The organism is Streptomyces mayteni, assembly GCF_054783955.1.
On record NZ_BAAGPR010000053.1, the window covers coordinates 14657 to 39263 of the forward strand.

Genomic DNA, 24607 nt, shown 5'->3' on the forward strand with positions numbered 1-24607 from the left:
GCGTCGTGCCACGCCGACGCACCCGGCACCGGGGGCCGCCACCCGCTACACGACGCGGCGGGACCGGACGCGACGACTCGCGGCCAGCCGTCTCAACCGGGACGTCCGCCACGCCCGGCGCACCGGAAGGCGGGCGGTCCTACCTCCTCGACGGAGCGGGACCGGGCCGGTACGGGGCGGTGGCGTCCGCTCCCAGGGCCGCGTCCCCCGTACGCCGCCGAAGGAGGCGGCACTCGGGACGGAGAGCGCCAAGCAGCGCGGATACGACGCTTCGTCGTCAGACGTGTACTCACCTATGGCATAGCTCACGGAAAGGATCCTCAGCACGTGCGGTGGGGTCAGGACAGCGGCGGTCGCGACGTAGAGAGATCACAGCACGCATGATGCGCGCGCCCCGGCCCGCGGGCAAGCACGTTTTTGGGCCCGCCGGCGCGGTCAGCGGGAGGCGGACGGCGCGTTCTCCGCCTCCTGGGGATTCGAGGAGGGCACGGCCTCGTCGACGTCTACGGGCGGATCCTCGGGACCCGCCGGCCGGGGCGTGGGCTCCGGGGGCGAGGGGGTCCCCGCCGGCTGGACCGGCTCGACGGGTGGCCGCTGCTCCGCCTGCCACAGCGTGCCGGTGGCCGACACCGCCACCAGCAACGCGGTGACGACGCCCGCCAGCACCGCGGCCCCGCGGCGCCTGCGGACGCGACGACCGCCGGCGACCGCCGCGTCCGTCAGATCACCGAGCGGCGGCTCGGCACCCGACCCGACGACGATCTCGAACACCTCCCGCGCGTCGTCACCCTCGGTGGGCCCGCCCCACTCCTCGTCGCCGCCCGACCTGTCCATGACCTGTGTCATCTCCCGCGCACCTCGCCGACCTCCCGCTCGATGAGCCGCCGCAGGTGGGCCAACCCCCGGGCGCTCTGGCTCTTCACCGTGCCCGTGGAGATCCGGAGCGCCTGCGCCGTCTGTTCCACGCTCCAGTCCTCCCAGTACCGGAGCACCAACACCGCCCGGTAGCGCGGCGGAAGGGCCATCAGCGCCGCCTGCATCACCATCCGCAACTCCGGCTCGGGGCCCTGCCCCTCCGGCAGCTCCGGCACCCGCTCCACGGCCTCCTCACGCCAACCGCGCCTACGGTGCTGGTCGATGAAGGTACGGGTCAGGATGGTTCTGGCGTACGCCTCCACGTGGCCGTCGCGCCGCACCCGCCCCCACGCCGCGTACAGCTTCATCAGCGTCGTCTGCGTCAGGTCCTGCGCCTCGTGCCAGTCACCGCACAACAGATAGGCGCTGCGCCGCAGCTGCCGCTGCCGCGCCTCGGCGAACTCCCGGAACTCGCGTTCCCGGGCTGCTTCCCTCACCACGGACCCTTCGCCACGCCTGACAGTCGTCCTCTCGCCGGTAGTACGGAGTGGGGCGCCCGTGGGTTGCACGCCGCGGGGGAGAGGTTCGTCTCGCGGGCGCCGGGCAACCCGCCGGGCGGCGACGCCCGTACTGGGTGGGTGCAAGGCCTTCGCCGGCCGGCGCGGCGGTTCGCCGCGGCCGGCCCACTCACAAGGGAGTCACGACATGACACGACGCGCTGTGCGCCGCCTCGCCATCGGGGCGGCGGGCGCCTTCCTGACGGCCGGCACCTGGGCCGCGGTGGCGAACGCGTCCTCGGACGGAACCGACCACCGGCCCGCACAGCCGGTCGCGGAACCGCCGGCCGACGAGGCCCCGGCGGAGCCCGCGCCCGCCGACGAGGTCCCGGCCGAGGTGCCGCCCACCGACCAGCCCTCGCCGGAGCCGGTGCCGGCCCCCGCCGAGCAGCGGCCGGCGGAAACGGCGCCGGAACCGGTGCCCGCCGAGGAGGTCCCGGCCGAGGCGCAGCCGGTGCCAGCGGAGGCCGCGGTCCCGGCCCGCTGACGCCGACCACCCGACCGAGCCGCGCCCGCGCCCGCACTCGGGCTCGGGCTCAGCTGGGGTAATCCCTGCAGATGAGGAAGGACCCGTCCAGGTACAGGGGCCATGCGAGCGCGTCGCGGGTGTTGGGGCCGTAGACGCCGTCGGGGGTGGTTCCTCGCCGTTCCTGGGCGTCCTCCAGGGCCTGCCTGGTCAGGTTGCCGAAGGAAGCGTCGACGGCGAGCTGGTCCTGGTGGTTGCACCTCCTCAGCGCGTCCTGGAGCGCCGTGACCGCGCTGCCGGAAGCTCCCTGCGCCAGGGTGCAGTTCGTGCTGTTGGAGGCGACGTTGTAGGGCACCCGGATGTACCGGCCGGCGAGCGGGATTCCCTTCGAACCGTCGCACCAGCCGGCGGCACCGGCCGGCCCGGCGGTGGCGATGGAGGTCAGGCCCAGGCCGGTGACCAGCGCGGCCGCAGCCGTGATCGTGGAGAGAAGTCGACGCATGGTGGATGCTCCCTTCGCCGCCGCACGTCCCCGCGCGACGTGTGCCTTCGCCGTCCGCCACCGTGGCGACGGCGGGGCAATCCTCGCCAGGACCGCTTTCGTTCCGCTTTCATCAGCCGCGCCGCCTGGATCCCGTCGACCGCGGTGACGCTCCTCTCTTGACGGTCGCTCACCTCGCGATGACTATGTGAGAGCGCTCTCAGTCGTGGACATGATCAGGAGGAACCTGATGCGACCCTCCCGTTGGTTCGCCCGCATCGTTCCGTTCGGACTCGTCGGCGCACTTGTCCTCGGGCACGTCGCGACCACCACGGAACCCGCCGAAGCCGTCGCCGCGGTGACGGACGAGCAGCCCTCCACGCTCGGCCGCCCCCTCATCGGCGGCGCCGACCCGAGCATCATCAGGGTCGGCGACCTCTACGTCTCCGCCAAGTCCGTGGACGGCGGCATCGCGGTGCGGACGGCCTCCACCCTGGAGGGCGTCGCCACCGCGCCCAGGCACCAGGTGTGGCAGGACACCGGCGACCTCGGCGAGGTCTGGGCCCCGGAGATCGTGCATCACGACGGTCGGTACCGCATCTACTTCGCCGCCGGCCGCGGCGCGGCCCACCGCATGTACCACATCAGCTCGACCAGCCCGGACTCCGGCTACTCCGCCGCCGTCAAGGTCGCCCTGCCCGACGACAAGTGGGCCATCGACGGCGTGCCCTTCACCTTCGGCGGCCAGCGCTGGTTCGTGTGGTCCGGCTGGTCGGGGGACACCAACGTCGAGCAGAACCTGTACATCGCCCGGATGAGCAGCCCGACCACGTCCACCGGCGGCCGCTACATCATCTCGCAGCCGCGCGAGCCGTGGGAACGGGTCGTCGGCAACCCGTACATCAACGAGGCGCCCCAGCCGATCGTCGACCCCAACGGCCAGTTGCACATCGCCTACTCCGCGAACGGCAGTTGGAGCGACAACTACTGCATCGCCGACCTGCGCCTACGGGCCGGCGGCGACCCGACCTACGTCTGGGACTGGTACAAGAGCAACGGCTGCCTGTTCGGCTCGCACGCCCAGACCATGATGTCGGGCTGGGACCCCACGCTGAACGTCGACGGTCCCGGCCACCACACCTTCGTCCTGCCGCGTGGCGACGTCGCCGCCGGCCCGCCCTCCGGCAACCGCTTCCCGACCATGTTCCACGCGGTCGCCAAGGGCACGCCCTACTCGTGGTCCAACCGCTACTGGTACACCGGCACGGCCGTCTGGTGGGGGAACACCACGTACCGCCGAGCCAACGTCCCCGGTTCCCCCACCAACGTCGGATACAGCCTCAAGTTCTTCGAATGAGAACCTCCCCGGGCGCGCCGCGAGGCGCCCCCGCCGAGCCCTCGTGGCCGGCCGTCACAGCGGGCCGAGCACCTGGCGGGGCAAGGCTGCCAACTCCAGGGTCTCGAGCACGGTGAGGAGTTGCCGCTCCTCGTAGCGGAAGTGGCTCTCCACGATCGCCGCGATGCCTTCGAGGTGGCCGTCGAGCTCCTCGGGGGGAGCGGCCCGGTCGACCGCGTCACGGAGACCGCCGAGCAGATGGGCGATCATCGAGTGATCCTGCTCGAGCGAGCGCAGCACCGGGCGCAGCTCCGGGTGCGCGGCCGCGATGGCCGGGAACAGGGTGCTGTCCTCGCCCCGGTGGTGGCCATCGAGGGCGGCGCAGAAACCGTGGCAGTACAGCAGCAGTTCCCGGGCGGTGGCCTCGCTCCCCACCCCCTCGGCCAGGGATTCGCGGGTCACCCGTAGCGCCTCGCGCAGCCGGTTGTGCACGCGGCGAAGTTCTTGGCTCCAGGCGACGAGCCTGGTCGTCTCGCGCTCAGTCACGCGAGGACGAAGGGTTCGACGAGCGCATCGTCGGTCTCCTTCGGTTCGGCGCCTCCACGCCTGACACGGTCTGCCACCGGCACGCGACGCTTCCCCCACACTACCGCGCCCGATGTTCCGTCGACACCACGGCCGAGCAAGCCGCCGCTGGCCGAACCGGAAAGGTCCCCATATTCCGTTGCGGGTTCCCTCCGGCAACCCGACCATGTTCTGACCGCTCCAGCCTCAGCCCGAGCGGTCACCGGCCTGTCGAAGAGGAGCTCATGTCAGCCGTTGTCGTCGTCGGTGCGGGAGTCACCGGCTCCTCGGTGGCCTACCACCTGGCACGCCAGGGCGTCGCCGTGACCCTGCTCGACCAGGGACCGTCCCCGGCCACGGGGGCCACCGGCGCCTCCTTCGCCTGGATCGGCGGTCACGGGGGAGACTGGCCCGGCGGGGCGGAGGACCTGCGTGGATCGGTACTGGCCGACTACCGACGGCTGGAGACCGAGCTGCCGAGCGTCGCCGTCCGCTGGACAGGCTCGCTGGCCTGGAACGATGCCCAGGCCATGCGGAACTCCCGGTTGGGGTCCGGCCGGTTCTGGGTCGGAGGAAGCGACTTCGCGACGCTGGAGCCCAACCTGCGACGCCCGCCCGAGCGGGCCATCCACATCCCGAGCGACGGAGGCGTCGATCCGACGGTACTGACCAACGCCCTCGTGGATGCCGCTCGCGCCCACGGAGCAACGGTGATCCACGACTCGGTCGTGACGTGCCTGAAGACGGCGGGCGATCGCGTCGACGGGGTGCTGTCCTCCACCGGATTCCACCCCGCCGCGACGGTCGTGCTCGCCGCCGGAACCGGCGTCCCCGAGCTGTCCGAGCCGTTGCTCGCCGGTCTGCCCGTCGCCACCTCCCCGGCCTGCCTGGTGCGACTCGCGGCACCTCCCGGCCTGGTCAGGACCATCGTGGCCAGCCCGGACTTCGAAGTCCGCGAGGTACGCGACGGCGAACTCGCCCTGACACTCCCGTACGCCGAGGACGAGTCGTCGCTGGAACGATCCGCGCACGACACCCTCCGTCGCTTCCAGACCCTCTTCCGCGGAAGCGACAGCTGCCGCTTGCTGGGCTACCGCGTCGGCAGACGACCCATGCCCGCCCACGGACCGATCATCGGACACGCGACACGAGATCGATCCCTCTACGTCGCCGTCACGCACTCGGGCATCACCCTGGCACCCACCGTCGGACGACTCGTCGCGGACGAACTCGTCACCGGCAGACCGGCCCCGGAGCTACGACGTTGTCGCCCGCCCGGCGTCACCCGGTAGCCACGCCTCCGAAAGCATCGTGACCTCGCCGGGTCCGCCGCGCCCCCCCGACTGCTTGCGAACGAGCGGCTCGCCGGTCGATGCGACCTGCCGGGTCTCCACACCCCGCTACACCCCGGCCAGACCCGCGGGTCTGGCTAGGCCGGGGCGTCCCCGAAGTCGGGGATCTCCAGCCGGGTGCCGCCCTGGCGGGCGGACTGGTGGGCGACGATTCCCGGCAGCGTGTAGCGCGCGGCGACCCAGGCGTTGACCGGCGGCAGCGATCCCGTCGTCACGGCGGTCACGAAGTCGTCGGCCAGGAAGTGGTGGCTGCCCTCGTGACCGTTGGAGGCGTGGGCGAACTCCCGCGGCAGCCGCGAGCGGTCGTGGACGGGGGCCGACCCCGACGTGAAGGCGTCGCGCAGGGCCGGGGCCACGTGGGCGAGTGAGGGGTCGTCCGGGGCGGTCGTGGCCCTGGGGCGCAGGTGTTCTGTGACGTCCTCGACGCCCGACTTGTCCTGCCAGAGGCTGACCGTCGCGAGCTGCTCGAGGCTCCCCTCCGTTCCGAAGAACCGGAATCGCGATTCCCGTATGTGGGAGGGGTATCCGACCCTGCGGAACTCGTTGATGCGGAAGGAGCCGCCGCCGGCGGCCTCGAACAGCGCGGTGGCGTTGGAGAAGTCGTTGCCGAACTGGCTCACCGAGCGGTCGAAGACCCCGTCCCCGCGGTCGTCGACGACCCCGATCGCGCTGACGCTCGTGGCGTGGGTCCGCCAGGCGCCCAGGATGCCGCCGAGGGAGTGGGTCGGGTACAGCAGCGGCGGGTAGCTGGCCGTGGCCTTCCAGTTCTCGCCGCCGCTGTACTGGTAGGCCGCGTAGAAGCCGAGGTCCATGTCGTGGACGTAGTCGCCCTCGGCGTGGAAGAGCCGGCCGAAGGCACCCTCGGCCGACCGCTGGCGGGCGTAGACGGTCGCCGGGTTGTAGTGGCTGGTCTCGCCCATCATGTACGTCAGCCCCGTCTCCCTGACCGCCTGGACGATGGCCGCGATCTCCTGCTCGCTCACCGCCATCGGCACCGCCGAGTAGACGTGCTTGCCCGCGCGCAGCGCCCGGACGACGAGCTCGCCGTGCGTCCAGCGCTGGGTGAAGATCGCGACCGCGTCCACGTCCGAGTCGAGCACGGCCTCGTACGACGGGAGCGTCCCGGCGAGTTCGTGGTCGGCGGCGAGCCGCGCGGCCCGCTCAGGCCGCAGGTCGCAGGCCAGGATGTCACCCACCCCGGGGTGCAGCCGCCACAGCTTGGCGAACGACCCGGCGAACTGACCGCACCCCACGATGCCAAGAGAGAACACAGCGGACTCCTCACCGCGGACCCGTGGCCGCGTCATCGCACCAGGAACCGACGGCCGAACGGCCGCCGGCACGACACCACATGCGACGATATGGGCCTAGGAAGCGCGAAGTCTTCATCGATGAGAGCAAGGATTTCTTGGATCCTCAGGTGCCGTCCGGGGTCGAACCGGCGAGTCTCACCGGCTGGGCCGGCCGCCCCACGCTGATGGACGCCGCCCACCAACACGACGACCTCGAGATCAACCTCGTGGCCGACGGCGGCACGATGCTCTACCTGTTCGGCGGCGTGCCGGTGGAGGTCGGCCCCGGCAGCGTGGCCGCGTTCTGGGCCGCCGTGCCGCACCAACTCGTCGCGAACTCGGCCACCCGCGTCCACTGGATCTACGTGCCGTTCGCGGAGTTCCTGCGCTGGGGGCTGCCCGCCCCGCTCGTCAGCCGCCTCCTGGCCGGCACCCCCCTGGTCGCCGCGCCGTCGGCCGCCACCGCGACCGATCCGGCGAACTTCGCCCAGTGGGCCGACGACCTGACCAGCGGCCAGCCCGAACGCCATCGGATCGCCATGCTGGAGGTCGAGGCCCGGGTACGCCGACTCGCCCTGGCCACGCTGGGCGAACCGGTGCGCCACTACACCGGTGGCTCGCCCGCGCTGCGCCAGGTCATCGCGATGGTGCGGCACATCGCCGCCCACTTCCGCGAGCCCCTGACCGTCGCCGACATCGCCGCGGCGGCCCGGCTGCACCCCGGCTACGCGATGTCCCAGTTCCGCAAGGTTATCCACACCACGGTCGGGGACTACCTCACCCGCTGCCGACTGGCCGAGGCCCGCCGGCTGTTGGTCACCACGGACCTGCCCATCGCCCAGGTGGCGGCGGCGTCCGGCTTCGGCTCGGTCAGCCGCTTCTACGGCGCGTTCACCGCCGCCTGCGGCATACCACCCGCCAGATTCCGAGCCGAACACCCACCCGCCGGACCACGCCGATCCACGGAACACGGACTCGACCACCGGACGGCGCCGAGCAGAGCCCTCGGTTGACCTTCACCCTGGGGGAGCCCCCAGCATCGGTGGGGCCGGGCGACGTGCTCGGCATGAGGAGGAACGAGCGTGGGGTTGCTGACCATCGGGGCCTTCGCGATGGCGTCCCGGCTGTCGCCGAAGGCACTGCGTCTGTACGACGAGCTCGGCCTGCTGCCCCCTGCCCGCGTCGACCCGGTGACCGGCTACCGCCGCTACGCACCAGAACAGCTGGACCAGGCCCGACTGGTCGCCTGACTCCGCCGCCTGGGAATGCCCCTGGCCCGCATCCAGCACGTCGGCACGCTGAACGCGGGCGCGGCAGCCCAGGAGGTCGCGCGTTCTGGGCCCAGGTCGAGGCCGACACCGCCGCACGGCGGGACCTGGCCACCTTCCTCATCGACCACCTGTCCCGGAAGGACCCTGCCACGACCCCCACGGCCAAGCCCCTGGGAATCCGATACGCCACCCTGTCCGACACGAGCCTGGTCCGCGAAAGCAACCAGGACACCGCCTACGCCGGACCCCGCCCACTTGCCCTCGTCCACGTCGGCGACTCCCGCGCCTACCTCCTGCGCGACGGAGAACTGTCCCAGATCACCCACGACCACACCATGGTCCAGTCGAGCGCTTCCGTCATAAACCGACCGAAGCGGGGGCTATAGGTCCCCGAGCCAGGGATGCCCCGGATGTGCGCGGGCGAGTAGCCCGGCCAAGGTCTTGCGCTGAGCCGAGGTCATATGCGGGACGGTCGCGTCGAAGTCTGCTTGATCCTTCCGGCGGGCGTGTTTGGCCTTGAACAGCAGGACCAGTTCGGGCGCCAGATACGGGATGCCGTCTTGGGTGTGGTGGACGATTTCGCTGTAGGGAAGCCGGATCCTCTCATCGTGTCGGCAGATCCAGATGTCGCCGTCGTGCGGTTCGCGGAACACGTCGAGCAGGTAGTCGCTGGTGGCCGGGTCGCGTACCCATGTCTGATGCGTGGCGGCCAGCGCCTCCGATGCGGCGTCCTCCCAGATCCGGCCGCTGCCTATCGCGTCGAAGACGTATCCGGGGAAGCGATCGCGCACCTCGGGAAGGCTCGCGGCCGGAATCGCGATCTCGATGTCCCCGTGCGCGCGTGTCTGTCTGCCGCGGAACAGGTCCAGTGCCCAGCCCGCGGCCACGTACCAGGGCGTGCCGAGCCCGGCCAACTGCTGCGCGACCTCACTCGGGGTCCAGCAGGATGACCACCTGGCGTGGAGGGCTTCGATCTCGTCCGGTGACAGCTCGATGCCGCCGCTGGGCAGTTGCTCGCTCACCGCGGGAATCTATCAGCGGACTCGGAGGCCCCTGGCCGTGGTCGATGAAGGAGACCAGCGGGTCCTGGAGCCGTACGCCGCTGGCGATCGCACAAGGTCACCGGCCGGTTGGACTGCTCGGCGAACTGGCGACAGTTGAATACGCGGCCCACCGGTACCTCGCTCAGCCGTCGCAGCGGTGGCTCCGGCCAGGACGGGAGCCGTTCGGTCGCGTCCCGGGCCTTGAAGGACTCGTGTCACGAGGCGGCTCGTCACGACGGCGTCCACGAACCGGTCCTCCGGCGCCAGATTGGCGGACCGGCTCGCGCCGGAGCAGCGGCGTAAGGATGTTCCTTGCGGCGTCGGCCAACAGCGACGACATCCCGCCTCGGTCCCCAACGCCGCGCGGTCGGGTCCTGGCCGTCCCCGGTGATCGCGTCGCGCAGCGCGTCCAGGATCCGCGCCTGCCGCTCGGAGGTTGTCATGCCGCCCGGGCGAGGGGCTGGTCGACCAGCCGCTGGCTCAGCTGCCCGTCTCAGTCGGGTGACCCGCGTCACACCCGGTTCCTGTCAGCAATCGGGGGGCCATCTCGTTCAAGGTGCACGCGAACGAGAGAGGAGCGACGTCATGAAGCACCGCATCGTCGTGCTCGGCGCTGGATACGCCGGGGCCTTCGCCGCCGGCAACCTGGCTCGCCGGCTTTCCCCCGCCGACACCGAGATCACCGTCGTCAACGCCGCGCCCGACTTCGTCGAGCGGATGCGGCTCCACCAGCTCGCGATCGGCCGGGACCTCGCGTCCCGCAGGCTCGCCGACGTCTTCGCGGGCACCGGGATACGGCTGCGCCTGGCGCGCGTCACCGGCGTCGACCCCGAGCGCGGGACGGTCGCCGTGATCGACGAGGACGGTGAAGCCGAGCTCGGGTACGACACGCTGCTCTACGCGCTCGGCAGCTCCGTGGCCCACCACGGCGTTCCCGGCGCGGCCGAGTACGCCTTCGACGTGGCCGGCCTCTCCTCGGCGTTGCGACTGCGCGAGCGCTTGGCCGGCCTGGGGGAGGGCGGCACCGTGCTGGTCGTCGGTGAGGGGCTGACCGGCATCGAGGCCGCCACCGAGTTCGCCGAGTCCCGGCCCGACCTCTCGGTCGCGCTCGCCGCCCGCGGCGAGCTGGGCGCCTGGCTCTCTCCCAAGGCCCGCCGGCACCTGCGCCGCGCCTTCGACCGGTTCGGCATCACCGTGCACGAGCACACCGGCGTCGAGGCCGTCGAGCCGACGCGCGCGATCGCCGCCGACGGTACGTCCATTCCGGCCGATGTGACCGTGTGGTCGGCCGGGTTCGTCGTGCACCCCATCGCGGCCGCCAGCGGCCTGGAGGTCGCCGAGACCGGCCAGATCGTCGTCGACCGCACCATGCGCTCCGTCTCGCACCCCGACGTCTACGCCGCCGGTGACTGCGCCTACGCGATCGGCGAGAACGGCAGGCCGCTGCCGATGTCCTGCGCCTCGGCCGGCCACACCAACATGCAGGCGACCGCCGCGATCATCGCGCGCCTGACGGGCCGCGAGGTCCCGACCACCGCGCTGAAGTACCTCGGCAACCACATCAGCCTCGGGCGGCGCGACGCGATCTTCCAGATGGTGGACAGGGATGTCCGGTCCAAGTCCTGGTACCTGGGCGGACGGACCGCCGCGCGCCTCAAGTCGGGCGTGCTCACCGGGGCCGGGTGGAGCATCGCCCACCCGACCTTCGGCATGCCGAAGCGCGGGCGCCGCCTGGCCACCGCGCCTGACCGGGCCGCGGTGCGGGGCGCCGCGTAGGCTCCCCGCATGGACAGCGCGGCCATCGACCGGTTCGAGGCCAGCCGGGGCCGGCTGGCCTCGCTCGCGTACCGTCTGCTCGGCTCGGCCGCCGACGCCGAGGACGCCGTGCAGGACGCGTTCCCGCACTGGCTGGCCGCGGACCGGGAACGCATCGAGGTTCCGGAGGCGTGGCTGGCCAAGGTCGTCACCAATCTCTGCCTCGACCGGCTCCGCTCGGCGCGGGCGCGCCATGAGCGCGCGGTCGGAGACTGGCTGCCCGAGCCGCTCCTGGAAGGCGACCCGATGCTCGGCCCCGCCGACACCTTCGAGCAGCGCGAATCGGTGTCCCTGGCCGTGCTGATCATCATGGAACGCCTCTCGCCCGTCGAGCGGGCCGCCTATGTGCTGCGCGAGGCCTTCTCGTACCCCCACACCGAGATCGCCGGCATCCTCGACATCACCGAGACCGCGAGCCAGCAGCATGTCCACCGGGCCCGACGCCGGGTCACCGCCGAACGCCGCGGCGGCGCGGTCGACCCCGCGTCGGCGCGCCGGATCGTCGAGGAGTTCCTCGCCGCCGCCGCGTCAGGGCGTACCGAGCGGCTGGTGGCGCTGCTCACCGCCGACGCGACCGCGATCTCGGACGGCGCGGGACTGGCCAGGCGGCCGCTGCGGTACGAGACGGCCGAGCGCGTCGCCTCCTTCGTGCGGGCCGGCTTCAAGCCCACCCCGGCGAAGCGGCGGCTGGCCGGCGGCTCCCCCGTGTTCCACATCGCGCCGGTCAACGGCTCCCCGGCCATCGTCGCGGTGGTCGACGACCGGGTCGTGGGCGCCGTGGCGTTCGACATCGGAGACGGCAAGGTCACGTCCCTGCACGGCATCGCCGCCGCCGACCGGCTCGCCCGCCTCAACGAGGCCTGGCGCCACCACGAACCCGACGCGCCGGTCATCAACGCATGGTGACCAGCACCCACCGAAACCAGTGACCTGAGCCGGACAGACGCGGCGACTCCTCCAGCACCCGCGCCACGAAAGCCGAAGCACGTCGGTCTCCCAGAACCGGACTCGGCCACACAGTTCGCCTCCCCGATGGCCAACCATCGGTCGACACAGCGGCCAGGGGGGCGTGGTGGGCCCGATGCCGCTCACCACGCTGACGAAAGGTGTGAGACAACCAGTCAGTGACCGGTGCCCAGATCACAGCGGCGCTGTCCAGCGATGTCCTGGAGAACACCGCCAACCAGGCCCAGGCCACCACCGCGGAAGCCGCCGACCAGATCGCCCGAGCGCTGCCGCGATCGGCAGCGCTGGCGTCTCCGAACCGCACACTCGGCGCCCGAGAGAAGAGTTACTACTTCGCCGCAGCGGCGCAGGCTTTTGCCGCGACGGCCTCACGGACCCCCAGCTGGTTGTGCATGACGTCAACGCACTTTTCGAAGTCGTATGCGCCGCTGGCGGCATTGATACACACGCTACCCGCGTGTGTAGCGTTGTTGTCCTGAAGAACCTCGATGCAGTCGTTGAAGTCGGCTTGGGCGGAACCGGTGCCCGCCAGGGTGACTCCGCCAGTGACGAGGACTACTGCCGCCACCGACATCAAAGGCCGCGTAAGTTTACGCACAATCAATCTCCCATCCCTTTCCGGCATACGGGTCGATCCTTTGCTTCTCGCTGGGTATGCACCCCACTCACCATCGACCTCTGCGAGATTCGGGGGAGGTGCCACCGTGATGTTGGGCCGCAGTGCCACAAGTGGGCAGAGTGGTCGTGCCGATTAGGGTCCGGTGGATGGATGCCAACCGCTGGTGAAAGCGGTTGGCATCCACCGGTGACATGAGTCCGGATGAGTCGGTGTCATCCTCTCCGCATCTCACATCAGTTGTGGCCACCGAACCAGAGGTAGTACTCGAGAGGGATATCGGGGTTGCTGGTCGTGGCGTAGACGTCGTCGTTCGCCGGGCTGGTCCGCAGGAAGTGCCCGGTGTCCATGGACTGGATCGTCAAGGTCGAGGCGCTGTAGTGCCACAGCTGGTTCGGCTCGTCGCACGGTGCCAGCCAGACGGGATCCGGTCCCGAGCTGCTGCCGGTCGTCAGGCAACGGCCGGTCTCCCGGTTCCTGATCCGGCTCTGTTCGCCGCTGTTGCTGAGGAAGTCCCAGTGCTGGTAGAAGCCGCCTTGGCTACAGCTGCCCGCCCAGACATTGCCGCTCGGCGCCCCGGAGAGGCACCTTTCCGTCGCGACGTTCACGAATCCCCAGTAGGTCTCCTGCTGCGCCGACGCGGTGGAGAGGGTGCCCGACACGGTGAGGGCCATGGCGGCGCCGGCGGTGGCGAACGCCGAACGCCTGGCCCACGTGCGCCGTGGAGTGGAAGTCGACTCGGTCGCCGGTGCCTTGCTCATTCTGATCACATCAACCCTTCGTCTGCTCCCGAACTCGTTGGACGGACGCCGGTCGTTCCTTCACGCGAAAGACGGTCCGTCACCACGACCGTAGAAGAGGCCATGACAGCCAGCCAGAATGCACGGTGCCCAGTTCCGCGTGCCGGATGCGGCACGGTGCACAGGCCCCGCGCCGCATCCGGAGGCGGATTCAGGACGGTGGTGACGGCACGCCGTCGTGATCGATGGTGGACTGCGTGAGGTTCGAGTGTTTCCAGGCAAGGCATCTTCGACGATGCCCTACCAAACACTGAGCACCGTGACCCGTCCCGGGACCTGAATCGAGCAGGATGCACGATAGTCCGCCAGCGTTTCCTCCTCGCCGGTGAGCGGGAGCTGGTCGACGTGCCACCCGATCGATCTACCCGTGCCCGATGGGGCCGCGGGGACGTCTGCTGGTGCCCAAGACCACGGATTCCTGCCTTCCGTGTGGGGACGCCTCACCGGCAGGAAGCAGCTGTCACCCCCAAACTCGTCGACATCACCCATCCGTGAATCCGGGCGCCTCCCAAACACAGCGACAAGTGACCTCACCACTGCTCGACAAAGCCACCGAGGCGATCGCCACGCAGGACCCAGGTGACCGGGACGCCTGCCGCGAACTCCACGCGGCGTGACCACCCGCTGCGACGGCTACACCGACCTCGACATCGAATCGCGGCTGCTCAAGGAATCCGGCCCGCCCTGGGCCGCGCTGCGCCTCCGTGCCGTATCGACCGGGGTCAGGTGGCGGAGAAGTCGGTGACAGGCGCCGTCGTCGCGGCGGCGTCGATGTTCTCCCGCAGGGCCTTGGCCTTGGCCGTGGCGTAGGAGTGAGCGTCCGAGCCGAGGAGCTGCCGCAGCGGGCCGTCCCCGGCCAGAACCTGGCCGATGATCGCTCTGGCGCTCCCTTGACCGGGTCGCCAAGCTGGCTGCCCTGAAGCCTGAGGTGGTCACCGGTCACCTCCCGGATGGCCGGGTGGTACGCGGTGGTCGTCAACATCCGCACCGAAGCCGGCGTCTCCCGCGCTTCCTTCTACCGCTCACCCCTCGCCCAGGAGCATCCCCACGTCACAGCCCTGCCCTCACCCCGACAGGTTCGCGCACTCCTTCGATCACCATCCGTTCAGCACGAGCCCCCGCCGTTTCCGCATCGTTGATCCGGTCAGCCTCCTGCGGTTTTCGGTCGCCGCTGGTCGTGAGGGGCGCGGGCCGGCGCCGGTTGGTGTGGGATGGGGGCGGCGCCCGGTCCGGTCTCGCGTCCGCAGTCGCCGGAGTTGTCTACCGCGGCCGTGACGATGTGGGCAGGGGGGCGATGCCGTCGTCTCGCGAGTGTGGGTCGATCGTGGTCGGCGGGTCGGTCGGGTCCTGGCGCGTACGCCCGCGCCGCCGACCGCGAACCGCGGGACCGGCGGGCCGTGGGCGTCGTGTCGCGAACGGACCGTCAGGTCCGGTGTGCGCCGGGTGACGCCGAGGGCGGCGCGCGGGCCACCCGGGCGTGGGTGTGCCCGGACCCGTTGCGACCCTTTGAGACAGGACAGGACACCGACATGCCTGCGCCCCTCGTGGCCACCTTGAACCTCGACGACCTCGACGTCGCCGTCTACGACGCGTTCATCACGGCCATCCGGGATTACGTCGCCGTCCCCCACGGCGATCCGATCGACACGTCCCCAGACTTCGACGGGACCGGCCGGGTGGGGATGTTCCGGCTGCGGCGGACCCACACCCGCGACCAGGTCGACAGCGTGTTCGTGGTCCGCCTCGTCGGGAGTGACTCGACGAACCCGGAAGTGAAGTTCTCCGTCGACTTCCACATCCAGGACACCGACCTGCACGGGTGCGGTTTCACCCTGACCGGTCGGCCGGACTTCTACCATCTGTCGAACCCGCCCGCCGGCGTGCGGGCGATGGCCGAGGACGAACGGTTCACGCTCCACGACACCGGGATCCTCGGAGGCTACCGCTCCGGCGGTCTGACACGGGACCTGCTGAGCTGGGACGGGCTGCGCGACGCGCTCGCGCGACTCCAGGAGGGGCCGGATCTGCGCGACCACCAGCGGCCGGCGTTGAGCCTTCTGGCCGAGATGGTCTGCGAGGGCACGCGGTTCCGGGGGATCGCGACGATCCTGGGACGAGGGATGTGGGGCGCCGGCGGCGCCATCACCCCGGTCCAGCGCGACCGGATCACCGAGTTGGAGACCAACTGGAGCACGCTGTCGGGGCTGTTCACCCAGTACGACCGCGCCCCCGGCGAACCCGTGGAGGAGACGTCCCTCTCCCGCGACTTCGACAGTCTCGCCGCGATCGCGGCGGCCTTGACCGTCCTGCACGTGCGGCCCGCCACGACGGGCGCCTCCACCACCGGGAACGTGTCGTCCCCGCGTCCTGGCCTCTACCCCGTGCTGGACGCCGGCGGTAGCCAACCGGACTCCGGCAAGGCGTGGTTCCTGCGCCCGGGCACCTGCATGACCTACGACCTCACCCACGACACCGTGGCCTCCGGGGACCCCCGCCCCATCACGTCCGTGTGGCCGGGCCTGAAGGGCACCGACTTCCCCTCGCGCATCGACACGGTCGTCTGCGTCCCGGACAGCACCACCGTTGTGTGGCTGTTCAGCGGACACCGGTACGTCCGCTACGACACCGCCACCGACCGCATCGCCGGGCCACGGGAGATCGCCGACGGCTGGCCCGCCCTGGGCACCACCTCGTTCGTCGACTACGTCGACGCCGCCGTCCTCGACCCCGGCAACCGCGCCGGGGGTCTCTTCTTCTTCCGCGACTCCGAAGTCCTGTACTACCACCTGGACACCAACACGATCGACGGCCCCCACCTCATCGCGCAGCACCTGTACGGCCTCGCGGACACCCCGTTCGCCCACGGGGTCAGCGCCGCCCTGAACGTCCCCGACAGCACCGAGGAGCTGTGGTTCCTGCAGGGCGAGGACCGCGTCCGTTACAACCTTCGGACCCACACCGTCACGGCGGGCCCCGAGCGCATCCACGCGGACCGGCCCACCCTGCGGCGCAAGACGTTCGTCGACGGCATCAGCGCCGTCCTGTCGTGCCACCCGACCGACACCGACTGGGGAAAGGTCTGGATGTACCGCGACGACCTCTGCCTCCGCTACAGCCCCGACGACAACACCGTCGTCCAGCAGCCGCAAGCGATCGACTCGGTATTTCCCGGCCTGGACGATTACGGGTTCGCCGACCGCGTCGACGCCGCCGTGCACGCCTCTCCCACGCGGCCATTCGATACCGGCCAGGCGTGGTTGTTCCGCGGCGACCAATACCTGGGCTACGACCTCCGAAACAGCCGCGTCAACGTCCCGCCCGCCCCCATCGCCGACGGCTGGCCCGCCCTGAAGGGCACCGTCTTCGCCAGCGGCGTCGACGCCGCCGCCTACGATTCGTCGAACGGCGTGCGGTTCTTCGCCGGCGACCAATACACCTGGTACGACCTCGATCAAGGTGTGCTGCTGGTTCCCCCGAAGCCCATTGCCAAGGAGTGGAAGGCCCTGCGCGACACCCCGTTCAGCCGACGCATCGACGTCGTGATCGACAGCGACAACTACGAGGAGGTCTGGCTGTTCCATGGCGACGTCTGCCTCCGCTACAACAGTTGGGAGGACGAGATCGTCCAAGGGCCCCAACGTTTCATGGACGGTTGGAACTTCGGCTTCCCCGCCCCCTGACCACCCAGCACGACACCCTGGGTGAGCGAGAGCCTCCGGGCTCCGCCGGCGGCGGCGCCCGGGTGGAACCGCCCCCACGGAAGTGCCGCCATGGGTGAAGCCGCAACCTCCGTCACGCGGGCGCGGGCACGGGTGACCGATCGCCACCCATCCCGCCCCGCATGCACGAGACAGAGCGAGGCTGGACAGTTCGACAGCCGACATGACGACGTCGACGACAACCAGAGCCGCGGCACCCGGGCATACATGTACGACCGCTACGGCACCACCATCTACACAACGCCTGGCGCGTACAGTTCGGACGGCGACGCGAACTGGTCTCCCGTGTGGTCCATGATCCCATGCTGACGCTCACCGCCCGCGTCGAATCGGGAAGCCGCGGGCGGGGTGGGCCCTCCTCCTGACCGGGTGTCGGCTCGCTTCAGCACGACATGGGGCGTGTTGAGCGGCGCCGACGGTGCCGCGGGGGATGGTGCCGGCCGGGCGAGGGTGACGGTGACGGTGACCTCGGAGCCGTCGCAGCTGTGCGCGATCTGTTCGGTCTCGGCGCGCTCGGCCGGGTCGGTGGCCAGTCGCCGGCCGGTCTTCACGACGACCCAGTCGGTGATGTAGCGGCAGGTCGCCTCCTGCGCCGGCGTCGCGGTCGTCGACTACCACGGCAATACATGGAGATGCGCATGGACAGTGACGTACAGGAGGGTTTCTACCGCCGGGTGGACGCGGTTCTGCGGTCCCGGGACAACGGGGACATCGCCTGGTTCTTCAAGGACACCCAGTACCTGCGCCATGAGCTGGCGGCCGACAAGGGAGTCAGCGACGCCGCACTCAACCGCAGGAATCTGCCGGACGTCGGCTATCTGTTCAAGGACGATCAGTACGTCCGCTACGATCTCGCCGCCGACCGTGCCGAGACCGGCTACCTCGAGCCCATCCGCAGCAACTGGCCCTTCTTCCCCTGAAACCCCTCCAGCCCGCGGCGCCCGAGAGCGCTCCGCCGCTGCCGTCCCTGTGCGTGGAGGTGGACACCGGCACGGAGAGTCCGCCCGTGCTCGCGGCCGAGTTCGACCGGTACCGGCGGTTCTTCCGCCGCACCCTCTACGCGCCCGCCGGCCGTGAGGGCCACCCACCGGGCGCCGGCCCCCGCACCCTGGTCACCCCCCTCACCCCGCTGCGCACCCACGGCCCCTACGGCCCGATCTGGTGGCGCTACGGGCCCGCCGACCACCACCAGCGCCTCGAGGCCGCCCTGGGCAACCCGAACGGCAACTCCGCCTACTACGACCGCGACGACCGCCGACACCAAGCCGAGCGGGCCCGCCAGCGCGCTGAGGAAGCCGAACGCGAGCGCCGTCGCCCGGCCTGCGCCCAGTGCGGGGAGGAGTTCACCGACACCCCCTGGTCGACCATCGAGAACTGGCGCAACGCCCCTTACCCGAAGCTGTGCGAAGACTGCCCGCCAGCACGCCGAGGCCGACGGTCAGGCCGCCGCTGACCACGCACCGGCAGCATCCTGACCTGCACGTCGACCGCGGCGGTCGATCTGGCCCGCAGGGTGTGCCGGAACCGTGAAGTGATGTCATGCGGCGTTCGTCAGTACTCCAGCCGCCACATTTGGAAGGACGAGTTGTTGCAGGGGTATGCGCGCAGGCCGTAGTCGCCGCTGTCGTCCAGGCAGGCGTTGGTCGCCATGTTCATGAGCGTGGTGCCGGCCGCGGCCCGTATGGTGCCGGATCCGACCGTGACGGCGCCGGGCACGTGGGACGGAAGGGGAGCGGCTGCCGCCGTCGCAGTGGTGCCCGTGACGAACAACAGGCTGGCGGCTGCTGCAGCCAACACGCCGTACGGCGTGTCCGTGGACTTGAGAAGCTGCGTCTGATCTCTAAGCGCTTGGGTCTTCCCCGCTGTCCGGTGTCACGATGGAAGGTTCGGCCCAGCGAGCGCAGATCCGGGACCCCTCCCTCGGGCCATGGGTATCGTTCTTTCTGGTGCTGGCTGCGGGGAGGATTCGGTGTGGGGAACTCACTTACGCCTTGGGCGGGTCGTGATCGGCTCCGCGATCGCAGTAGCGCTGATAGCCGTGGCATGGACGCTGGTGCTTCCGTGGGCGAGCGACACCATTCTCGGCGAGCGCCCTGACGACTTGGACGACTTCGCCCGGCTCTGCGAGGACGAGGGGGCTTCGTTAGGCGGGGCCGCCGCTTACAGTGAGCAGGTTCCGCACCCAGGTGTGCTCTTCTCCGAGGGCGGATCAAGTCCTACACATGCATTGGGGGAGGACGGTACAGATCCTTTGCCCGCTGAGGTGCAGATAGTCGCCTGCAGTCGGCGTGCCCATGTGTCCGACGAGCCGGTGGAGAGCTGCGACTACGGATTCGGTCCAGGTAATCCGGTCCTGGGCACGGTGAATGTCTACCAGGCCCGATACCGCGTTGACGTCTACGAGGCACACACGGGCCACAGGATCGGCAGCCGCATGCTGGTCGGCTACGCGAGCGAGGAATGCCCATCCAGGGCGAGCGCAGATGAGCCGGACTTCTACACCTTCCCCGGGTGGGGTCAGTACAACAACGTGCTTGAAGAGTTCGTCACTGGTGAGCAGGACCCGAACCAGGGTCCTCATACTCAGGCGGCAGCGAGGGAGGTCCGGGCTGTGGCTATTCGGGCCGACCGGCTCTTGCGCGTGAGGTGGCGGGTCATCAGAGTGATTGCTGCCCCAGCACTCCGAGTCACTCATCACCTGGGCCGCCATAACACTCATGACCAGGCGAACTACCCGCCGAACGGCCCGTAGAAGCGGACAACCCACCTCCCGCGAAGCACAGCGGGACTGATCATTCTCAGGGTGCCGGTCGTCACCTTGGCCTACACCGGCCCGGGCACCACCAACGCGCTATCGACGCCTGGGCCTGCCGGCTGAGCAGGGTGTCTGCCTACGGTTCCTCTCCCCGGCGCGACACCGCAGCGACGGGCTGCGCCAGGGACAGCGGCCGGCCGTGTGCCGACACCGTGCGACCAGTCGTCGGCCGGTAGCGGCCCGATGTGCCAGGACCAGCAGAATGCGAGCGCCTAGCCCACTCAACAGGAGCAGGCAAGGCACCCCAGGGCGGTCCTGCGATGCTTCGGCGTCGACAGGACCGAAGGCCGGAGCAGTTCCCAGGCCCAAACGGGCGCGTCTGAGGCCGCCGGCTCGTTGTCGATCCACCGGGCTGTCGACGGGCCCTGGTGGGGGAGGGGGGCCAGGCCCAGGAGTGGGCTGCAACTCGGATGCCCGACGTGGTGTCGGCATTCTCACCCACAGCGCTGTTTCTGCATGGTGCTGCGGCCGAAGACGAATGCGGGGCAGTGATCACTGCGGCCGGGATGGAGTCCGGACCAGGGAGTGATAGCACTCGATCTGCCACTGCGCGCGGTCCAGCGGCTTGCCTCGGGGCAGGACGCGGGTTCCCGTGGCCAGCGTCACGTTCCGGTCGGCGGACAGACAGAAGAGGGCGAACAGGCGCTGGCTTGCGAACTCGACTGATTCCCCGTAGTAGAAGTCCGCGACAACACGCCGGTCGTCGCGCAGGAAGGGGCGCTGGAGGAAGTCCTGCACTTCGATGGGGAAGTTCCCCAGGACGCCCAGGGTGTGAGCGGAAAGATTCAGCGGGTGCACGGACTCGGTGCGTGGAGAGGCGGCGGCCGGGGCGCGGCGGAGCCTGCGGGAGACGGCTCGTGACCAGATGGGAGGTGCCGCTGTGCTGAAGGACTGCTGCCGCATCGCTCCTGCGTCCAACCTGAGGCGCTCAACCAGATATACCCGCTTGCCATTCCGGGTCGTGGGACTGGCTTTGCACAGCCCGTTGGGCCCGAAGACGAAGGCAGTGGGACGTCCATCACCACCATCTTCCAACCGGGCCCACCATTCCAGCACGGTGCCAGCCATCTCCCGAAGCCGATTCTGCACACTCGGGCTGAGCATGTCCCAGCATCGTCGCCGGTCGGGGGCGGAAGCATCGGTAGGAAAACCACCGGGCTGATGGACCGGCGCCACCAGGAGAGGCGGCGGCGGAGCGCCTAAGCGTGTTTCCCCCTTGCCCCGCTGCACAGGCAAAAAGCCACTGCCTGACGGTAGTGCGGGACGACTTCCTTGCCCGGGAACCTCCGGAAGCTGCTCACCCGCCATGTGTCCCCCTTGATGGACGCAACGACTAACCCTTCTTACCGAAGCCGGGTCTACGGCCTGTACCAGCGTTGTGACGGTTCGACACACGCCCCTCGGCGCGACGAACCGTCTCTCAGCTTCCGTCACAGAACGCTGCCCCGGAGTAATTGTCTGTTTATGGCGACTTCGGCGCCAGACCCCTGCGCCAGCCGCCCGCAGGGGCAGCGGCAGACGCGTCGCGTTGGCTCGTCACGCCCGTGAGCTGTGGCCGGGGGCGGTGCCGTCCACGGCGTGGCGCCAGCGCTGGTAGAGCGGGGTGAGTTCGTCGAGGGTGGCGGTGCTCCAGATGCCGGCGCGTTGCCGGACGAGGCGGCTGATGTTGTCGTTGATGGCGGTGGCGATGCCGGCCCGACCGGTGGCCGGCGGGGCGGTGGCGGTCAGGAGACCGACCAGGACGAGGAGGAGGACGGTCAGCGAGGCGAGCGTGGACACAGCGGGTTCTCCCTGGTCGCTCGGACAGGCGGCACCGGGCACCGACAAGGGGGTCGTTGGTCTGTGGCGGCCGGGCCGTGGCTATGTCCAGCGTCAAGGGCAGAGAATTCTTGCTCCAAACGGAAGAATGCCGTGAGCAGGACTTTTTTGGATCGAATGTCGACATGAGCAGCCCGTGCTGAGCTGCCGTCAGACGAGTGAAAGCGGGCTGCCGAGCGGCCGCGGAGGACGATCCGACCACACCTCGTCGGAGGGCAGGTCCTCAGGGCCGGGCCACCTGCGAGGTGTGACCTCGGACACATGGCGGACACATCGCGTCAGAATCCGGAGCGCTGTCTTGTCGTACTGATGAGACGAACACTCCACCCATCGAGTCAACGATGGGGCCGAGGCGTCACCGTGGAGGTGGCGCAGACAAGGGAGGGGATTCCGATGAAGAAGCGACTGTTCAGGTTCGCCGCGCCTGCGGCTCTCGCCGGAGCGCTTGTGGGCGGCTCGGTGGTCATGGCTGCTCCAGCGCAGGCAGATACGTCCGACTGCACTCGACTCCTCAGGGGGTTGGGTTACAGGATCACGCAAGAGAGGGTCGAGGCTTGTGAACTCGGAAGCAGTGGTGGGGACTGGGCGGTCGAGGGATGCATGATCCGGCTCGGCGTAAGTGGCGTGAAATCTGACCACACCGGGCCAGCCTGCCGAGAAGCAGCGTACTGACGCCCTGGGCCGAAGACAGCCACGCATACGGAAGCCCCACCGTTGTGTGGGGCTTCCGTATCTGGACATGCCGGACTTGGGGCCGGTGAGGAAATTCTTGGGGCAGCCCACGGGACCGCGACAAAGGACCAGCCTGACGCTGCCAGGAGTCGGCATCGCCGATGACGAGGACTGGTGAGGTGTCTGGTCAGGCGCGGTGCCGTGACAGCGGCTGACCAGTCCGGCCGGGGCTGGATTGCGACGTCTTCTTCGCCCAGGAGGTGGCCGGGCCCTTGCGGGTCAGGCTCTTGGTCACCACCGTGATCCAGGTCAGGTGTGCTTCGGCGTGCCATAGTCGCCTGCTCCCTGGCACCAGAAGGTCCGAAACCGGAGTAGATCCGAAAACCTCTACGATCGCGCAACCGCCCCCGCTCGGCTCCGGCCGGGCGGGTACGTTCGTCGTTGCGGCATGCCGATGCGCCGGTCGGCTCTCGCGAACCCATACGGGGCGGACTTGTCCCGTAGCAAAGGTCTGGGGTGCTTGTCAGCGGCCAAGATCGTTTCCCCGAGTATGGCCAGCATTTTCCCGCTAGCGGTCCCCACTGGCGGCCAGCTGCACTCCCCAGGCCCGCGACCGTTGGACACGCACCGTTACGTCGAAGCGGTTTCAGCCCGCGGTTCCCTTCGTGGCGTGGGGACGGCAGACTGCCTACGTGGACACCGATCTCTATCCTGACCTGGCTGCCGCAGGCAGCCTGTCCGCGCTGCTGGAACGGGTGGCGGCGGACCTCGGCGTCGCCCTCGTGGTCGTGCCCGGCACGTGGGGATCACTCACCTCGGCGGGGATTGCTTCCTCGGTCTCCGAGCGGCGACCGCTGTCCGTCCACATCGGGTCCGAAAGCCGCTGGTTCGGTGTCTCCGGCTGGAGCCAGGGCATCGAGCTCATCACCGGCGTGACGTCCGACTTGGCGGCCGTCGTCCAGGCAGGCGTGGCATGGGGCGAGGGCAGGAGCCTGCGGGATCTTCGCGGGGAACTGCCGTTCCTGCGCTCCAGTGCGCGTGCCGAGGCTCACGAACGTGGGCCGGCCGCAGTAGTGGAGTTGCAATGGCAGGCGATGCGGGAACAGGCGGCCGGGGCCCCGGACTTCCACGCGTTTGCGGAACTCGTGGAAGCGGCGCATGCCGAACCGCGGCTGCGACAGCTCTACGTGTTCTCCAGCCACTGGACGCTCGGCTTCAGCTCCTGCACTGGATACCCGTTCCGCATTGAAGTGGCCATTTGCCCGTCATACGACGGCAGTCCCTACCGTGTTCAGGAGCACCTGCACTCGGGTGTCATCGGGGAAGCTGCCACGGCCGGGGAGGCCATCGCCATGGCGGTAGCCCAGCTCCCAACTGGCCTCGGGCCGGCCGTCGCGGGAAGTTCTGCCGCCGATGAGTGACCCGAGGACTCCGTCACCGAAAGTGACAGTTCGAGCGGCCAGATGACTTCCCGTCAGGTGGCCATGGGCGGGGAAATCCAACTGGCCACCGACAGGTGCTGCGCCAGGCCTGCGCCATGCTGATCACACGTCATGAGGGTCACAGCTCGTGGTCGAAACGGGTGGACGACGGGGCGCCCATGGTGCTGGCACACGGGCATCACGGTGACCGCACCACCTGCGTTCCGCCGGCCACGTCGACGCACTGGCCGACCCACACCCGCGAGGTGCGCTCGTCCGCGAAGGGACCCGCGGCGCGTTACCTGGCCAGCCCCCCGGTGGAAGAGGCAGACCGTGCCGCGGCCATCTCGCGGAACTTCACCCGGAACGCCGCCGGATCTGCCGCCGGCAACCGCCCGAGGCGGTGTCGAGGACGGCGAGTAGCCTCTCGCGACCCCCTCGACCCGGGCCGGCGTGACCCGCTGGGACGACATGGCAAGGTTCCTCCTGAGTGGCCGACACCAGATCCGCGCCCCGGGTTCTCGCCCGAGCCTCCTCGCGGTGCCTCGACCGGACCGCGTGAGTCGGCGGAGTCCGCCGAACCCGTACCTGCCGATCACCGGCCGTTGACCCGGCACGACACGGCCCCGGCTGTGATCTTCGCGCAGGTCGGACGAACTCCGCGACGCCACCCGAGTCCAGAGGCGGTGAGCACGAGCTTGATTCCCCGCCTGGCGGGGGCGGCGAACGAGCCCGGCCTCCATGGCCG

The 24607-nt window shown here is 69.9% G+C and carries 22 protein-coding genes and 1 pseudogene; 11 read left to right on the forward strand and 12 right to left on the reverse strand.

Annotated features, from left to right (window positions below):
- Nucleotides 1–435: 435 nt before the first annotated feature.
- Together ACYVPE_RS22505 and ACYVPE_RS22510 are read right to left on the reverse strand one after the other, a co-directional pair.
- Entirely contained in the window at nt 436–846 is a 411-nt protein-coding gene (locus tag ACYVPE_RS22505) for a hypothetical protein (RefSeq protein ID WP_461035482.1), read from the reverse strand.
- On the reverse strand, nt 843–1352 hold the full coding sequence (locus tag ACYVPE_RS22510; RefSeq protein ID WP_461035483.1) for a SigE family RNA polymerase sigma factor: 510 nt from the start codon (nt 1350–1352) through the stop codon (nt 843–845). The genes ACYVPE_RS22505 and ACYVPE_RS22510 overlap by 4 nt, the downstream gene beginning before the upstream one ends.
- A gap of 208 nt (nt 1353–1560) precedes the next feature.
- Here ACYVPE_RS22510 and ACYVPE_RS22515 point away from each other — a divergent pair, with 208 nt between their 5' ends.
- Nucleotides 1561–1899, forward strand: a complete 339-nt coding sequence (locus ACYVPE_RS22515; protein WP_461035484.1) for a hypothetical protein — start codon at nt 1561–1563, stop codon at nt 1897–1899.
- A 49-nt stretch (nt 1900–1948) separates the two neighbouring features.
- On the opposite strand, the gene ACYVPE_RS22520 is transcribed toward ACYVPE_RS22515, so the two are convergent.
- Entirely contained in the window at nt 1949–2380 is a 432-nt protein-coding gene (locus ACYVPE_RS22520) for a peptidoglycan-binding domain-containing protein (protein WP_461035485.1), read from the reverse strand.
- Nucleotides 2381–2756: 376 nt separating this feature from the next.
- Between ACYVPE_RS22520 and ACYVPE_RS22525 the strand changes: the two genes are divergently transcribed.
- On the forward strand, nt 2757–3716 hold the full coding sequence (locus ACYVPE_RS22525; protein WP_461035511.1) for a glycoside hydrolase family 43 protein: 960 nt from the start codon (nt 2757–2759) through the stop codon (nt 3714–3716).
- 54 nt (nt 3717–3770) lie between these two features.
- Here the strand turns inward: ACYVPE_RS22525 and ACYVPE_RS22530 are convergent, their stop codons facing one another.
- Nucleotides 3771–4241 (reverse strand): hemerythrin domain-containing protein, encoded by a 471-nt coding sequence (locus ACYVPE_RS22530; protein WP_461035486.1) that lies wholly within the window; start codon nt 4239–4241, stop codon nt 3771–3773.
- A gap of 263 nt (nt 4242–4504) precedes the next feature.
- Between ACYVPE_RS22530 and ACYVPE_RS22535 the strand changes: the two genes are divergently transcribed.
- Nucleotides 4505–5551 carry an NAD(P)/FAD-dependent oxidoreductase gene (locus tag ACYVPE_RS22535; protein WP_461035487.1) on the forward strand — a complete coding sequence of 349 codons (1047 nt, stop codon included), beginning with the start codon at nt 4505–4507 and terminating at the stop codon, nt 5549–5551.
- A gap of 137 nt (nt 5552–5688) precedes the next feature.
- Here the strand turns inward: ACYVPE_RS22535 and ACYVPE_RS22540 are convergent, their stop codons facing one another.
- On the reverse strand, nt 5689–6918 hold the full coding sequence (locus ACYVPE_RS22540; RefSeq protein WP_461035488.1) for a Gfo/Idh/MocA family protein: 1230 nt from the start codon (nt 6916–6918) through the stop codon (nt 5689–5691).
- A 101-nt stretch (nt 6919–7019) separates the two neighbouring features.
- Here ACYVPE_RS22540 and ACYVPE_RS22545 point away from each other — a divergent pair, with 101 nt between their 5' ends.
- Together ACYVPE_RS22545 and ACYVPE_RS22550 are read left to right on the forward strand one after the other, a co-directional pair.
- A complete protein-coding gene (locus tag ACYVPE_RS22545; protein WP_461035489.1) occupies nt 7020–7916 on the forward strand; it encodes a helix-turn-helix domain-containing protein in 897 nt (298 codons plus the stop codon).
- 69 nt (nt 7917–7985) lie between these two features.
- Nucleotides 7986–8521 (forward strand): annotated as a pseudogene (locus ACYVPE_RS22550) (MerR family transcriptional regulator); the annotation flags it as partial.
- A gap of 33 nt (nt 8522–8554) precedes the next feature.
- Here ACYVPE_RS22550 and ACYVPE_RS22555 read toward each other — a convergent pair.
- A complete protein-coding gene (locus tag ACYVPE_RS22555) occupies nt 8555–9196 on the reverse strand; it encodes a nucleotidyltransferase domain-containing protein (RefSeq protein ID WP_461035490.1) in 642 nt (213 codons plus the stop codon).
- A gap of 606 nt (nt 9197–9802) precedes the next feature.
- Between ACYVPE_RS22555 and ACYVPE_RS22560 the strand changes: the two genes are divergently transcribed.
- The gene (locus ACYVPE_RS22560; RefSeq protein ID WP_461035491.1) at nt 9803–10993 is read left to right on the forward strand and encodes an NAD(P)/FAD-dependent oxidoreductase; all 1191 of its coding nucleotides are present in this window, start codon (nt 9803–9805) and stop codon (nt 10991–10993) included.
- 9 nt (nt 10994–11002) lie between these two features.
- The gene (locus tag ACYVPE_RS22565) at nt 11003–11938 is read left to right on the forward strand and encodes a sigma-70 family RNA polymerase sigma factor (protein WP_461035492.1); all 936 of its coding nucleotides are present in this window, start codon (nt 11003–11005) and stop codon (nt 11936–11938) included.
- 388 nt (nt 11939–12326) lie between these two features.
- On the opposite strand, the gene ACYVPE_RS22570 is transcribed toward ACYVPE_RS22565, so the two are convergent.
- Both ACYVPE_RS22570 and ACYVPE_RS22575 read right to left on the reverse strand, forming a co-directional pair.
- On the reverse strand, nt 12327–12623 hold the full coding sequence (locus tag ACYVPE_RS22570) for a hypothetical protein (RefSeq protein WP_461035493.1): 297 nt from the start codon (nt 12621–12623) through the stop codon (nt 12327–12329).
- 227 nt (nt 12624–12850) lie between these two features.
- Complete coding sequence (locus ACYVPE_RS22575; protein WP_461035494.1) at nt 12851–13375, reverse strand: RICIN domain-containing protein; 525 nt, start codon at nt 13373–13375, stop codon at nt 12851–12853.
- A gap of 1568 nt (nt 13376–14943) precedes the next feature.
- Between ACYVPE_RS22575 and ACYVPE_RS22580 the strand changes: the two genes are divergently transcribed.
- Nucleotides 14944–17094, forward strand: coding sequence for a ribosome-inactivating family protein (locus tag ACYVPE_RS22580; protein WP_461035495.1), 2151 nt, complete (start codon nt 14944–14946; stop codon nt 17092–17094).
- A 272-nt stretch (nt 17095–17366) separates the two neighbouring features.
- Here ACYVPE_RS22580 and ACYVPE_RS22585 read toward each other — a convergent pair whose 3' ends face one another.
- Complete coding sequence (locus tag ACYVPE_RS22585; protein ID WP_461035496.1) at nt 17367–17684, reverse strand: hypothetical protein; 318 nt, start codon at nt 17682–17684, stop codon at nt 17367–17369.
- A gap of 87 nt (nt 17685–17771) precedes the next feature.
- Between ACYVPE_RS22585 and ACYVPE_RS22590 the strand changes: the two genes are divergently transcribed.
- Both ACYVPE_RS22590 and ACYVPE_RS22595 read left to right on the forward strand, forming a co-directional pair.
- Nucleotides 17772–18053, forward strand: coding sequence for a hemopexin repeat-containing protein (locus ACYVPE_RS22590; protein ID WP_461035497.1), 282 nt, complete (start codon nt 17772–17774; stop codon nt 18051–18053).
- Between the two features lie 53 nt (nt 18054–18106).
- A complete protein-coding gene (locus ACYVPE_RS22595) occupies nt 18107–18586 on the forward strand; it encodes a hypothetical protein (RefSeq protein WP_461035498.1) in 480 nt (159 codons plus the stop codon).
- 98 nt (nt 18587–18684) lie between these two features.
- Here ACYVPE_RS22595 and ACYVPE_RS22600 read toward each other — a convergent pair whose 3' ends face one another.
- From ACYVPE_RS22600 to ACYVPE_RS22610, 3 genes are all read right to left on the reverse strand, one after another.
- Entirely contained in the window at nt 18685–18930 is a 246-nt protein-coding gene (locus ACYVPE_RS22600; protein WP_461035499.1) for a hypothetical protein, read from the reverse strand.
- A gap of 1510 nt (nt 18931–20440) precedes the next feature.
- Complete coding sequence (locus ACYVPE_RS22605) at nt 20441–20851, reverse strand: hypothetical protein (protein WP_461035500.1); 411 nt, start codon at nt 20849–20851, stop codon at nt 20441–20443.
- Between the two features lie 633 nt (nt 20852–21484).
- The gene (locus ACYVPE_RS22610) at nt 21485–21727 is read right to left on the reverse strand and encodes a hypothetical protein (protein WP_461035501.1); all 243 of its coding nucleotides are present in this window, start codon (nt 21725–21727) and stop codon (nt 21485–21487) included.
- A gap of 1403 nt (nt 21728–23130) precedes the next feature.
- On the opposite strand from ACYVPE_RS22610, the gene ACYVPE_RS22615 reads away from it, so the two are divergent.
- Nucleotides 23131–23859 (forward strand): DUF6193 family natural product biosynthesis protein, encoded by a 729-nt coding sequence (locus tag ACYVPE_RS22615; RefSeq protein ID WP_461035502.1) that lies wholly within the window; start codon nt 23131–23133, stop codon nt 23857–23859.
- Nucleotides 23860–24607: the final 748 nt, after the last annotated feature.